Here is a 13,226-nt window from a genome sequence, read left to right as displayed (position 1 = left end):
GGGCGAAGTGTGCAGGGAAAGCATGGCAATGCGCATGTTGATGGCTCCAGGAAAATTCGGGGGAGACGGGCTGCTGTGGCTGAACGCCCAGAGTTGATGCTATCAAGAAGCGAGGTCGAGCATTTTCGAGTTTGCAGCTGTCCAGCGCTCCACCATTGATGCCCCGCCGTGTGCATTCCCTTCACAGATCTGCAGCTCAGATTCTGGCCATGATTGATGGAGTTTCCAAGCCGTTGCCGCGGGACTGGAAACGTCATTCCTTCCATGGATGAATATTGCCGGAAGATGATTGATGCGCTCGACCTGGTCCAGAATCGGTGGTTGGCAGAATCCGTAGTGAGACCAGAAATGCGTGGTTAGTCGGGTCATGGCGTGGCGGAATTTTTTCTCCTTCCAGCGTGGATCGCGAAGGACCCGTTCGCTGCCGAGAGAAATATGGGTATCTTCCCAGAGCGCCCATTCGATCGATGCGGCATCTCGAAGATCGGAAACAGGGGAGGAAAGCATCTGTGCGTAGGCCTCGACCAAAGACATTTGACCTGATTCATAACCAGGGATGTGCGTCCGGGCAAATTTTGACAACCGGTCCCAAGCCTCGGGAAAGATGGTTCCGGCTGTTTCAGTTATCCACTTGACTTCTTCGCGACTTGTCGTCGTGACGGCAAAGAGAACGAGGCCGAGCACCCTGCTTGGGTGCGCCTGGGCGTACGCCAGCGCCAATGTTGATCCCCAGGACACCCCATTCAAAATCCACTTGTCGATTCCTCGATCAATTCTCAAGGCCTCGATATCCTCGATCAGTTTCTGGGTCGTGAATTGATCTGCTGGGATATTGAGATCGGCAGCCGATGGTGTCGAGCGTCCGCAACCGCGTTGCTCGAACCCGATAAGGCGGGTGCGAGCCAGATCCCAGCGATGCCGGTAACCTGAATTACCCAGGGTCCCACCGGGACCGCCATGAAGATGCAAGGCCGGGACGCCTTGGGGAAGGCCTGATTCCTCCCAGAACAGACGATGTCCATCACTGACGGGAAGAAATCCATGCTCGCCGGGGCTATTGAGATGACCTGAGGAATCCATAGCTGAACCTTATGCGAGGAAGAGTGAAGCGAAGGGAATCTGCGTCGAGCGCATAAAAAGAAATTCCCGGTTGACCTAAGTCAACCGGGAATTTCACCTGTGCGCGAAAGGGGACTTGAACCCCTACCCTCTTGCGAGGACTAGCACCTCAAGCTAGCGCGTCTACCTATTCCGCCACCCGCGCAGGTTACTCGTTGTTCGCGTTGTTATCGCTGGCAACGAAGTAAAACTTTACCATCCCTTTCGAATGAATTCCAATCGGGCGGTTCTCGGCCCCGATGCCGAAAAACTCCCGGAAATTCGCGGTAAATTCAGGGTTGAGTAGTCATTTAAGGGAAAAAACCCCTCGATCAGTGGCAAGGGTCACATGAAACTTATGTGATTGTCCTAGTGAGGCACGGGTTTAGCCGGCGCTCATAGTTGATTTTCGCCGCCAATCCTTCGGGTGAATTCTTCTGCGCCGAGAACTTCATTGAAGATTTGCCCAGTGGGTTCTAGCGCTTTTCCAGCGGCCAAATCGGGAAGCTGAACCGGGGTGAAACCTAATTGGCGAACCAGTGACGAGACCAATGCAGCATCTTGGGGACTGTCAGTCGCGATTCCCAAGGCGCGCCGGGCCGCGGATTTGGAGGCTCGATCCGCATCGAGGTCCCAGTGGCTGATGTGGTTCAAGGCTTTGGCCACGCGGGATTGGCTGAAGTGTTCAGCGAGCGCCTCTGAACTTGAAAGGCCTCGATCAATTGCACTTTGCAGCCAGTGCGGCAGCGGTTCGTCGTTCCACCGGTTTGTTGCGTCGATCAGCAGCGAACCCGCCAGCGATTCGCTGTCGATGTCGTCCAAGTCTTCCTGCGGAACCATGAGGGCTACTAGCTGTACTTCTTTGGCGATGTCGGTGGCGTCCACGGCGATGGCCTGTGGCGCATACTGCGCCAAATGATATTTCATGAGCCGCGCTGGCCTGGAGCCTGCAATCGTCACTTGAATGCCAGCGGAGGCTGCCGCTCTCGCCAATGCGGTTCCGGCACGGCCTGCCCCGAGAATGCCGATTTTGTCGATGCTCATGAAACCAGCTTAAACGCCGAGGCCGCCGGCATCTGCGCAAACTGCACAGATGCCGGCGGCCTCGAATAAACTAGCCAAGTTCTATCCGGCCCATAGGGGGGAGAGGGCCTTGTAGAGCTGCTGTATGCCAAGAATGATGAAGAGGATTGCGGTAATCGCTAGAGCGGTGTTGGTGTGCCAGCGGTTGGCCCACTGCTTCGGGATTCGCTTGCCGTTGAGCAGGCCCAGCAAGGTGACCGCAAGGAACGGCATGAACAGCGCTCCGAGCACTCCATAGGCCAGGATCAGCGCGATTGGCTTGTCCAGCAGGAACAGCACCATTGGCGGGAAGGTCAGCCACAAGACATAGAACTTGAAGTATTTGCCACCGGTCATGGTGTCCGGGTGATTTGCTGGGCGCTTGCGCATGTGGCCCCAGAAGTCTGCGAACATCAGCGAAACACCGTTCCATACGCCGATGATCGAGGAGAACGAAGCGGCCCAGAAGCCGATCAGGAAGCCGTTGCCGACCGCCACGCCGTATTCCGCCTTGAGCACATCGCCCAGTTCCAGCAGACCCTTGTCTCCACCGGAAATGGACACGCCGGCGGCACGGACTACCTCGGCGCCGACGATCAACATGGCGATCACGAAGATGCCGGTCATAACGTAGGCCATGGAATTGTCGATGCGCATAACCCGCATCCACTTGGGGGTGTACCAGCCCTTTTCGCGCAGCCAGTAGCCGTAGGCTGCCAGGGTGATGGTGCCGCCCACGCCGCCTGCCAAGGCCAGGGTGTAGATCACGCCGCCCTTGGGGATCATCGGGATCAGGCCCTTGAGCATTTCCGGGACATTGGGCACTGCGATCACTGCCAGGCCCACCACGGTGATGAACATGATGCCCACCAGCACCGCAGTGACCTTTTCGAAGAAGTGGTAGCGGCCGAACCAGACCATTACAAAGCCCAAAAGACCCATGATGATGGCCCAGATCTTCAGGTCCACGCCAGGGATCAATGCTGCCAAAGGCAATGCCGCCGAACTCATTGCCGTCGCACCGTAGACGAAGCCCCAGATGATGATGTAGGGGCCAAAGTACCAAGTCGTCCACTTGCCCAGGGACTTCCAGCCTTCGAAGATCGTCTGGCCTGTGGCCAGGGTATAGCGGCCGGCGCCTTCAACGAGGACGATTTTCAGGATGACGCCCAAGATGACTGCCCAGAGCAGGGCATAGCCATATTGGCTTCCGGCTACGAGGGTTGCCACCATATCTGCGGCGCCAACGCCGGTAGCGGCGACAACCAATCCGGGGCCGATAATTTTCCAGCGCGGTGGCCCGCCGGACTCTAGGCCGGCATCGGGTGCCTGGGTGCTTTCACTCATGGGGTTATTCCTTTGTCACAGTGCGGTTCGCTGCGGACTTCATCGTCGGTGATGAGGGCCACAAGCGTGCGAGATCGTAATCAATATTGGTAGTGATTCAGATTACTTGCAATCTGAGTTGGAAGTACTAACACTTTCTTAGGACAACGAGCCGGCGCCAACGCTTGGTGCCTGGAAAATTGCTAGAATTGCCTAGTTATCGCGGGCCGAGCGCCCAAATTCAAACACCAAGGATGGTGCCGTGCGGCTTTTGATCGTCGAGGACGACCAGGCAGTTGCGGATGCGCTCATTGATGCTGTTACCGCTGCTGGCCACGAGGCCGCGCACGCTGGCAGGGGTTCCGATGCCTTGCTGCGCCACCATGACGCCGAGTTGATCTTGTTGGATCTTGGCCTGCCGGACATGGACGGTTTGGAAGTCCTTCGCAAGCTCAGGCAAGTGAGCGACGTGCCAGTGGTCGTCCTGAGCGCGAGGAACGATGAACGCAGCGTGGTTCGCGGTCTGCGCCAAGGCGCTGATGACTATTTGGTGAAGCCCATCGGACTCACCGTCTTGCTGGCAAGGATTGATGCCGTAGCACGCCGGTCCAACGTGGACACCGGAGCAGACAGAAACCAGATCAGCGCCGGATCCTTGGTGATTAATCTGGATAAGCATGAAGCGGTTCTGGCAGGTAAGGCTCTTGCCCTGACCGCCAAGGAATTCGAACTGCTCACGTTGCTTGCCCGGCATGCAGGATCCGTGGTGACCCGTGAACAGATCCTCGATCAGCTATGGGGCGATGCTTTCCTTGCAGTCTCCCGTTCGCTCGACGTGCACCTGACCGGACTTCGCTCGAAGCTTGCTCGCTCCGGGATGATCGTCAACGTTCGCGGTGTCGGCTATCGCCTTGAGGCTCCGTCGTCGTGAGAGTCCGGGTTTTGGGGGTGCTTGGCTCCTCGCTGCTGGTGATAGTAGTTCTCGTCAGCACGGTTCTGATGCAGGGGGTCAGCCGTGATGCCGCGGCTGAGATTCTCTCGAACCGGCTCTCTGCACTGAATCGATTCGTCCAGCTCGCGTCGCATGTCGCGAGCGACGATGACTTGGAAATGCTTCAAATCGAGATGGATACGTATTCCGGCCTCTATGGCGAAGGGCTGCTGATAGTTGCCGACGGACACCAGCTAGTTTCCGGGAATATCAGTGCACAAGACCCTGATGTGGCCGATACGCTGCGTGCAGCCGCGCTAAACCTCGAACGCACGGACATTCCTGCGGTGAACCCATTCCTTGACACCGGGGCCTTGATTGCCCGCCCGTTCGGTAATACTGGACAGGTGCTGGGCTCGGTCACCATGAAAGTGAATCTGGAACCCGCGCGCATGAAGGTTCTTCAAGCATCGAGCATGGTCATTCTCGCGACCCTCACCGTCGGTGCTGTCTTCCTGTTATTGGCCAACCGGTTGGCAACCTGGGTTTTGCGCCCCTTGCATCGCCTCGATGACTCAGTTCAGTTGCTGACTCAAACGCAGCGTCCCATCCCGCTCGTTGAGCAGGGCCCGCCAGAACTGCGCGCGTTGTCGCGCTCGGTCAGCTCCATGGCGCAAACCATGGCGACAAGTCTTCAACAGCAACAAGAGCTCATTGCAGAAACCTCCCATCAGCTGCGCAATCCAGTGGCCGCGTTGAGACTGCGGGTGGACTTGTTGAAAATGAGGCTTCCCGATCGGGCGAGCGCGGAAGGATTGCGTTCAGTTGAAAATGAGCTGGAACGAGTGGAAATGCTGTTGGACGGAGTTTTGCGCTTGGCTAGTGCAGAGCACCGTTTAACCGAGCAAAATTCGGAGGAAGGCGTTGCTGGTTCAACTGCTGGGAAAGAATCCATAAATGTTCTGCAGGTCCTCGCCGAAGAGTTTGAACGCCAGTCGGCTACCGCACAGGCAGCAGGAAATACATTGATTCTGGAAGGGACGGCGGAATCAGCACAAGACGTGTCGGTTTGGTGCAATCTCTTCGACCTGCAGCAGATGGTTGCGGAGCTTCTGGAAAACGCGATCAAATATGCGCCGGCCACCCAAATCACGTTGTCCGTAAAAAGTTCTCCGACGATGGTTGATGTCATGATCTGCGATCAGGGCCCAGGGATGAACAAGGCTGAAATCGGACGTGCGGGCGAACGTTTTTGGCGAGCGGAAAGCGTCCGAGGCACTGCGGGCACGGGACTGGGATTAGCGATTGTGGATCGGCTGGCACGGGCAAACTCAGGCCAGCTGCTCGTGACGGCTAACTCACAGGCCGGGCTCGCGGCCATTATCAGTTTGCCCCGTGCCTCATCAGCCGCGGAGAAGAACGATGACTGAGAAAAATCCACCCGAGCGCCGCACGATCCTCAAATTCCTGATGGCTGCCCCCGTGGTTCTGTCGATGCCTGTCCTGGGCGCATGCAGCAGCCGTGCCACAGAACCGCGCCTTGACATTGCTTCAGGTGAAGAAGGCGGAATGTACTTCGAATTTGCGCAACTGCTTTCCTCGGCCTTGGCTACCGAAGGAATTGCCGTGCAGTCAAGCGCCCTGAAAACCCAGGCCAGTGCGCAGAATCTTGGGCTGCTTGTCCAAGGCGGCGCCCATCTGGCCCTAGCCCTTGCCGACACGGTCGCTGAATTTCGTTCAGAAAACAAGGAACACAGTGGCATACGGGCGTTAGGGAGGGTCTACCAGAATTATTTTCATTGCATTGTCCGAGCCGGCAGCGGCATCCGATCCCTCGCCGATTTCCCTGGCCGCATTATCGGCACGGGAGCGGCCGGTTCTGGAACGTGGGTTACAGGACAGCGGATACTGCAGGTTGCTGGTCTCAAGGTCCATAGCCAGCCGCCGGAGGAACGGAAACTTGGGTACACCGCAGGACTTCACGCGCTCAGCCAGGGCCGCATTGATGCGCTCTTCCTATTTGGCGGGATGCCGGTAAGGCCCCTGACCCAGCTGGCCCAAAAACTCGACTTGAATCTCTTGGATATCTCCAAGGTGCTGCCTCAACTGCGCGATGCCTACCCCGGCCTTTATGATCGCGTGGTCATTCCAGGCAACACGTATCCGGGGATACCTGGTGTTGACACGATCGGTGTCAGCAATTTGTTGATGGCCCGCGCTGATTTGCCGGATAGAACGGCGAAGGCGATCGTTCTGCTTCTCGCGACCAAGGCGCAACAGCTTGTTCCCGAATCCAGCGCCGGAATCCAGCATTTGACACCTGAAACGCTTATCAGCACCGCTGGGCAGCCGCTCCATCCCGGCGCTCGCGCTGCCTACCTGGAGTTGCACGGCTAGCTGCCAAAAGTCGCCAGAGCAAGCGACGAATCGCCCATTGCCTACTATGGTGGAACTCAAGACCAGCACTGCGAAAGGTATTTCCCTGATGACAACCGCCATTGAGCGCATGGAAAAAGACGCCGTTGAAATTTGCCGCGGGCTGATCCGAATTGATACGACGAATTATGGCGGCAATAAAGGGGCAGGCGAGTTAGAAGCCGCACGCTATGTTGCCGAGCTGTTTGACGAGGTTGGCCTGGACGCGCAGATCTACGAGTCAGCGCCAGGGCGCGCCAATGTGGTCCTGCGAATTCCGGGTTCAAATCCATCCTTGCCGGCGCTTATCGTGCATGGGCATCTTGACGTGGTTCCAGCCATTGCAGAGGACTGGAGCGTTGACCCGTTCGGCGCCGAAATTATCGATGGCATGATCTGGGGCCGTGGCGCGGTGGATATGAAGAATATGGATGCGATGATTATCGCCGCTATCCGGCATCTTCACCGTGAGAAGATCTCGCCACGGCGTGACTTGATCATTGCTTTTTTCGCTGACGAAGAAGCTGGCGGCGATTACGGTTCTGGCTGGATGGTGCAAAATCACCCGGAGGTCTTTGCAGGCGCCGAGGAAGCGATCAGCGAAGTCGGCGGATTCTCCGTGGACATCAACGGGCGCCGGGCCTATATGCTGCAAACCGCTGAAAAGGGGATCGCGTGGCTGAAGCTCACCGCGCAAGGAATGGCTGGGCACGGATCCCAAATTAATTCCGATAACGCCGTCACCACATTGGCCGGTGCCGTATACCGCATCGGCGAATACCAGTGGCCTTTGTCCTATACCAAAACCACGCTGTCCCTCCTGGAACAGGTTGCCGAGTTGACGGGGCTGGAATTTGACCAGCAGAACCCGCAGCCGCTACTTGAAGCCATGGGTAATGTTTCGCGTTTTGTCGGAGCAACCCTGCAGAACACCGCTAACCCCTCGGCCTTGCAGGCTGGCTATAAGCACAACGTCATTCCGGGGCAGGCAGAGGCACTCATTGATTGCCGCACGCTTCCAGATGAGCACGAAGCAACTTTGGAGAAGCTAGCAGAACTGGCCGGAGAAGGCGTTGAGCTTTCCATTGTCCACGAGCAGGATTCGCTGGAAGTGCCTTTTGCCGGAGCGCTGGTCGACACCATGGTCAAGTCGCTGTTGGATGAGGATCCAGACGCGATTGTCTTGCCTTATATGCTCTCTGGCGGCACCGACAACAAATGGCTGGCCACCATTGGCATCACCGGATATGGTTTTGCGCCGCTGCAATTGCCGGCAGAGCTCGACTTCACCGGCATGTTCCACGGCGTGGACGAGCGTGTCCCGGTGGACGCTATTAAATTCGGGGTAAAAGTCCTCGAAAACCTCATGCGCAGCTACTAGCGGCTAGCCGGAACGAAGCCTCAAATATGCAGGAGCAAAAAGTGTCAATCGAGTCAGTGCTCTCAGATCGACTTCTAGAGCAATTCCGTGAACGTGCTGCGCAATATGACGCGGACAATTCCTTCGCCTCAGAGGACTTTGATGCGCTGGTGTCGTTGGGATATCTGAAAGCCTTGATCCCTGTCGGACAGGGCGGGCTGGGCTGGAGCCTGGAACAACTCGCGTTGGCCCAACGGCGCCTGGCCACGGCAGCCCCAGCCACGGCGCTGGCGGTGAATATGCACCACGTTTGGGCTTCGGTCGCCAACGTGTTGCAAGGGCGAGGCGATCATCGTCTGCAAATGGTCAGCGACTGGATTTCCCAGGGCGAGGTCATGGCCTTCGGAATTTCGGAGCCAGGCAATGATTCGGTGCTTTTTGATTCAAAAACCTCGGCCAGCACGCGGCCAGATGGATCCGTGATTTTTAACGGGGTAAAGATTTTTACCTCGCTGTCACCGGCATTCACTCGACTCGGCGTTTTCGGGAAAGACGAAACAACCGGTGAACTGGTTCACGGGTTTGTGGCCAAGGGGCCGGGGGTCGAATCGATGGGGGACTGGAACACCCTGGGCATGCGGGCCAGCCAGTCGCACACGACCAAACTCGTAAATGCAGTTTCCCCGCGCGAGTGGGTGCACAGCCGGCTGCCGGCAGGTCCAAATCCGGATCTGCTGATTTTCGGGATCTTCGCTTCTTTCCTGACCCTGACTGCCAGCGTCTATGTGGGCATGGCGGAGCGGGCCGTGGCCTTGGGCCAAGAGGCACTGAATAAGAAAGTGCATCACGACGGGACCAAGTACTCCCAGGATATCCGTGCCAGGGGGCTTCTAGCCCAGGCCGCGATGAGGCTCATTTCGCTAGACGCTCTCCAACGGTCGGTGGCCGCGGACATAGATGCCGCAGTGGATCACCGCGAAGCGTGGTTCCCGAAACTTGTCACCCTGCGCACTTTGGCTGGAGATGCCGCCCGGGAGAATATCCAGGTGCTCGGGCAGCTATTGGGCGGTAGCGGATACTTCCGCGGTTCCGAATTCGAAAGGCTCTATCGCGACGTGCAGGCCAGTTGGTACCACCCCTCGAACGCTGCCGCGGCAGCAAACACCGTCGCATCCTGGCTTGTTGGGCCATTGGATACGTAGGGGCTGCTTGCCTAGTCCGATGGTGGAAGGGTGCTGCGAATTCTCATGACCCGCCGCCGTAGCCAATATTTGTAGACGCCGCCTTCATATCTGCAGGTACGCATTAGTTCCCATTTGCCGTTGTCAGCATGTTCACGCAGGGCGGTACGAGCAAGATGAACGGGCTCGCTGGGGAAGGCGGTGATCACCAAATATTCGAAGCGCTGTTCATCGGAGTGATGCAGCGGCGGTTTGATTCTTTCTTGAAGCATCTTGCCCCCTATCTAAAGAACCCTATGCGTTGTAGCTTAAGACCATGAGTACTGATCCAAGTTTTGCATTGCAATCTTTGATTGCCCGGCTCGAACAGCACCTGGCCGTTGTTTCGCAAAGTCGCGGTGTTGCCGAAGCGTCGGTGGACGCTGCGTTTGGAGCATTGGCAGATGCCTTCGAAGACTACGAAGACGCGCTGTACGATCAGTATTCGGAACTTTTGCCTTTCACCATACCTGCAGATGACGCGTGAGTACGACCACGGGGTGATTTTTGGCCCAATCGTGTTTTTGAGCCTCGTTCCTTGCTGGCGGTGAAGTAATGTCGAGGGGTGAATTGGTTTGAAGCAGCTTTCCTTGGATTGATCCAGGGCCTGACCGAGTTCCTCCCGATCTCGTCCTCGGCCCACCTGCGTATTGTCGGCGAACTTTTGCCGAATGCCCAGGACCCCGGAGCGGCCTTTACGGCCATCACCCAGCTCGGCACAGAGACCGCGGTCATCGTGTTCTTCTGGCGGGACATCGTGAGAATAATCGGTGCCTGGGGCAAGGCCCTCGCGGGCAAGATCCCGCACTCGGATCCCGACGCAAAAATGGGTTGGCTGATTATTGTCGGCTCGATTCCGATCGCTATCCTGGGCCTGTTGCTCGAGGACTACATCGATTCAAACTTCCGATCCCTGTGGATCGTGGCGACCACTCTGGTGGTCTTCGGCCTGTTCCTCGCCCTTGCTGATCATTATGGCAAGCAGCAGCGCGGCCTGGACAAGCTCACCGTCAAGCACGGCATCCTCTATGGCCTGGCCCAGGCCATGGCCTTGATTCCCGGCGTTTCGCGATCCGGCGGTACGATCACCGCAGGCCTGCTCATGGGATATACCCGTGAAGCCGCCGCGCGCTACTCGTTCCTGCTCGCCATCCCCGCGGTCTATGCCTCCGGCCTGTACAAGTTGGCCAAGACCTTTGACGAGCCTGGGGTGTACACCCTGGCGCAGACCGGTGTGGCGACCGCGATCGCCTTCGTGGTCGGGTTCTTGATTGTCGGCTGGTTCCTGAAGTTCGTTTCCACCCACTCGTATCGGTTCTTCGTTTGGTACCGCATTTTGCTGGGCCTCGTGCTTTTCGTGGCGCTGGGCTTCGGCCTGATGAACCCATAGCTTGATCTTTATCGAGATGTCCGTGGAGCGTTTCACGGACATCTCAACGTTAACGGGAATAAACCTCGTCCTGCTTCACTTGGACTTATAGGAAGAAAATCGTCGCATCTGCGAAAGGATGTTCATCAGTGCACGCGTGGAAAAACCCTGAGGTACCTCAGGTGGCTGGTTCAGCACCAATTTTGGAACTCTTCAATACCGCCACCGGTAACCTGCAGGCCACCGCACCTGCGGATGCGGCAAATGCCGCCGCCAGCATGTATGTCTGCGGGATTACCCCGTACGACGCAACCCATATGGGACATGCATCCACCTACGTCACCTTTGACCTCGTGCATCGCACGTGGTTGGACAACGGGCGCCCTGTTACGTACTCGCAAAATATCACCGACGTCGATGACCCGCTCCTTGAGCGTGCAGAAGCCACTGGCGTGGATTGGCGGGACCTCGCTGAGCAGCAGGTGCAGCTGTTCCGCGACGATATGGAAGCGCTGAACGTGATTCCACCGCAGCACTACATCGGTGCCGTCGAATCCATCGAGTGGCTCGTTCCCGTGGTGGAGCAGCTTCTCGAAGCGGATTTGGCATACCGCGTTCCAGCCGGCGCCGATGGGGTTGAAGGCGATATCTACTTCGACACCTATGCCGCCGAGAACGACGCGTGGAAGCTGGGCGCAGTGTCAAACTACGACCGGGAAACCATGCTGGGCTTTTTTGCAGAGCGTGGTGGTGATCCACAGCGCGAAGGCAAGCGCGACGCGTTGGATCCCTTGCTGTGGCGGGCAGCCCGCGAGGGTGAACCGTCGTGGGAGGGCGGCAAGCTGGGCACCGGTCGTCCGGGATGGCACATTGAGTGTTCGGTGATCGCCCGCAAGACATTGCCGGCGCCTTTCACCGTCCAAGGCGGCGGATCCGATTTGATCTTCCCGCACCATGAATTCTCGGCTGCGCATGCGGCCGCCAGCGACCACCATGAGCTTGCCCAAGCCTACGTGCACACCGGCATGGTGGGCTTAGACGGTGAAAAGATGAGCAAGTCGCTGGGCAATTTGGTCCTGGTTTCCAAGCTGCGTGCTGCTGGAGTCGAGCCCGTGGCCATTCGCGCCGTATTGCTTTCCCAGCATTACCGCACCAACTGGTTCTGGACCGATGACCTGCTCGGTACTGCACAGCAGCGCATTGCCCTGTGGCGAGAGCGCCTGGAAGGCACGGGCCTTGCCGAGGCCACCGCGCTGCTAGCCCGCATCCGTTCGCATATGGCCAATGATCTAGACGCTCCGAGCGCCTTGGCGGCCATCGACCAGTGGGCCGCGCAGCCAGCTGATGGCAGCGGCGACGGCGCGCAATTGGTGCGTGAAGGCTTCGACGCGCTCTTGGGCCTCAAGCTCTGAGTTCTGTCTTCCACCCCGGTGAACCGGTGAACCGGTGAAGCCATCAGGGGCCGACATCAAATTTCGAAGTCGGTCCCTGAGCCGTCCGGGCGGAATTTTCCCCGCCGGCGCAGATACCTTTCAAATTCGCGGGCAATGGATTCACCGCTAGCCTCCGGCAAATCGCTGGTATCAGTTGCCTCTTCGAGCTGCTGCACATACTTGGCCACGTCCGGGTCAGCGGCCGCTAATTCGTCGACTCCATGCTTCCACGCCAAGGCGTCATCACGCAGTTGCTGATCCGAAATGGTGATGGGCAGCAGCTCTTCAAGCATCTCGACGAAGGCCAGCTGGACCCGTGGGCTCGGCGACTGGGCAACATAGTGCGAGAGCTGCGCCCAAAGCGACATGGTGGGGATGCCCCGGCGTTCAAATTCGATGCCGAGGATCGAAGGGATGCCTGAAGGCCCCTCGTAATTCGAAGCCTCGATCTTGAAGTGTTCCTGGAGCCTGGCATCGTCGCTCGATAATGACGTGGGCACGGGGCGCGTATGCGGCACATCGGCCAATAGCGCTCCCAAGGTCAGTACTGCGTGCGCGTTGTGCGCTTGGGCCACCTCGATGATCCGGGCGCAGAAGCTTTGCCATTTGAACGTTGGTTCCACTCCGAGGATCACCAGCAAATCCGCGGCTGCCTGCGGCAGTTCCATCTTGTAGATTTCGGTGCGGGGCCAGTCCACCATACGTCCCTGGGCGGTGCGACGTGTTTTCGGCCGGGAGAACTGGTAGTCGTAGAAGTCGTCCTCGCCGATAGTGGCAATATGCTCATAGGTGTTTTCCTCCAGCAGCAGGCGCACTGCATCCGTTGCCGCTGAGCCTGCGTCATTCCACCCTTCGAACGCGGCCACGACGATAGTGGGGCGAATCTCATGCTCGGCCTGGGCGATATAGGTATTCAGCGTTGGGGTGTGGAAATCCTTGTTCAATGAAAACTCCTATGCAGCATTCTGGCCGTTGGCGTGGCTTGCCAAAGCGGCTTAGCCCCACTCTTCCA

Annotated in this window: 13 protein-coding genes and 1 tRNA gene; 8 read left to right on the top strand and 6 right to left on the bottom strand. The window is 57.9% G+C overall.

Annotated elements, in window-relative coordinates; all coding sequences use genetic code 11:
- Window positions 1-102: 102 nt before the first annotated feature.
- The 4 genes from ACT7DV_RS15680 to ACT7DV_RS15665 all read right to left on the bottom strand — a co-directional run bounded on the left by ACT7DV_RS15680 (window position 103) and on the right by ACT7DV_RS15665 (window position 3,507).
- Window positions 103-1,080 carry an alpha/beta fold hydrolase gene (locus ACT7DV_RS15680; protein ID WP_444663951.1) on the bottom strand — a complete coding sequence of 326 codons (978 nt, stop codon included), beginning with the start codon at window positions 1,078-1,080 and terminating at the stop codon, window positions 103-105.
- Window positions 1,081-1,180: 100 nt separating this feature from the next.
- A tRNA-Leu gene (locus ACT7DV_RS15675) sits at window positions 1,181-1,264 on the bottom strand.
- Between the two features lie 230 nt (window positions 1,265-1,494).
- Window positions 1,495-2,142, bottom strand: coding sequence for an NADPH-dependent F420 reductase (locus ACT7DV_RS15670; protein ID WP_444663949.1), 648 nt, complete (start codon window positions 2,140-2,142; stop codon window positions 1,495-1,497).
- An 81-nt stretch (window positions 2,143-2,223) separates the two neighbouring features.
- A complete protein-coding gene (locus ACT7DV_RS15665; RefSeq protein WP_444663947.1) occupies window positions 2,224-3,507 on the bottom strand; it encodes an Nramp family divalent metal transporter in 1,284 nt (427 codons plus the stop codon).
- Window positions 3,508-3,748: 241 nt separating this feature from the next.
- Between ACT7DV_RS15665 and ACT7DV_RS15660 the strand changes: the two genes are divergently transcribed.
- From ACT7DV_RS15660 to ACT7DV_RS15640, 5 genes are all read left to right on the top strand, one after another.
- Complete coding sequence (locus tag ACT7DV_RS15660; protein WP_349931695.1) at window positions 3,749-4,417, top strand: response regulator transcription factor; 669 nt, start codon at window positions 3,749-3,751, stop codon at window positions 4,415-4,417.
- A gap of 290 nt (window positions 4,418-4,707) precedes the next feature.
- Window positions 4,708-5,847, top strand: coding sequence for a sensor histidine kinase (locus tag ACT7DV_RS15655; RefSeq protein ID WP_444663944.1), 1,140 nt, complete (start codon window positions 4,708-4,710; stop codon window positions 5,845-5,847).
- Entirely contained in the window at window positions 5,840-6,814 is a 975-nt protein-coding gene (locus tag ACT7DV_RS15650) for a TAXI family TRAP transporter solute-binding subunit (protein ID WP_444663942.1), read from the top strand. The genes ACT7DV_RS15655 and ACT7DV_RS15650 overlap by 8 nt, the downstream gene beginning before the upstream one ends.
- An 88-nt stretch (window positions 6,815-6,902) precedes the next feature.
- The gene (locus ACT7DV_RS15645) at window positions 6,903-8,213 is read left to right on the top strand and encodes a M20/M25/M40 family metallo-hydrolase (RefSeq protein ID WP_444663940.1); all 1,311 of its coding nucleotides are present in this window, start codon (window positions 6,903-6,905) and stop codon (window positions 8,211-8,213) included.
- Window positions 8,214-8,254: 41 nt separating this feature from the next.
- Complete coding sequence (locus tag ACT7DV_RS15640) at window positions 8,255-9,394, top strand: acyl-CoA dehydrogenase family protein (RefSeq protein ID WP_444663938.1); 1,140 nt, start codon at window positions 8,255-8,257, stop codon at window positions 9,392-9,394.
- A gap of 11 nt (window positions 9,395-9,405) precedes the next feature.
- Here ACT7DV_RS15640 and ACT7DV_RS15635 read toward each other — a convergent pair whose 3' ends face one another.
- Window positions 9,406-9,645 (bottom strand): DUF5703 family protein, encoded by a 240-nt coding sequence (locus ACT7DV_RS15635; protein ID WP_444663936.1) that lies wholly within the window; start codon window positions 9,643-9,645, stop codon window positions 9,406-9,408.
- A 44-nt stretch (window positions 9,646-9,689) separates the two neighbouring features.
- Here ACT7DV_RS15635 and ACT7DV_RS15630 point away from each other — a divergent pair, with 44 nt between their 5' ends.
- From ACT7DV_RS15630 to mshC, 3 genes are all read left to right on the top strand, one after another.
- Complete coding sequence (locus ACT7DV_RS15630; RefSeq protein ID WP_444663934.1) at window positions 9,690-9,899, top strand: hypothetical protein; 210 nt, start codon at window positions 9,690-9,692, stop codon at window positions 9,897-9,899.
- 78 nt (window positions 9,900-9,977) lie between these two features.
- Entirely contained in the window at window positions 9,978-10,802 is an 825-nt protein-coding gene (locus ACT7DV_RS15625) for an undecaprenyl-diphosphate phosphatase (RefSeq protein WP_444663933.1), read from the top strand.
- A 128-nt stretch (window positions 10,803-10,930) separates the two neighbouring features.
- Complete coding sequence (gene mshC / locus ACT7DV_RS15620; protein WP_444663931.1) at window positions 10,931-12,193, top strand: cysteine--1-D-myo-inosityl 2-amino-2-deoxy-alpha-D-glucopyranoside ligase; 1,263 nt, start codon at window positions 10,931-10,933, stop codon at window positions 12,191-12,193.
- A gap of 56 nt (window positions 12,194-12,249) precedes the next feature.
- On the opposite strand, the gene ACT7DV_RS15615 is transcribed toward mshC, so the two are convergent.
- Window positions 12,250-13,158 carry a proteasome assembly chaperone family protein gene (locus tag ACT7DV_RS15615; protein WP_444663929.1) on the bottom strand — a complete coding sequence of 303 codons (909 nt, stop codon included), beginning with the start codon at window positions 13,156-13,158 and terminating at the stop codon, window positions 12,250-12,252.
- Window positions 13,159-13,226 lie beyond the last annotated feature (68 nt).

The sequence above is a fragment of the Glutamicibacter sp. TV12E genome, assembly GCF_052441935.1.
Classification (GTDB): Bacteria; Actinomycetota; Actinomycetes; order Actinomycetales; family Micrococcaceae; genus Glutamicibacter.
This window is presented reverse-complemented; position numbering and strand designations above follow the sequence as displayed.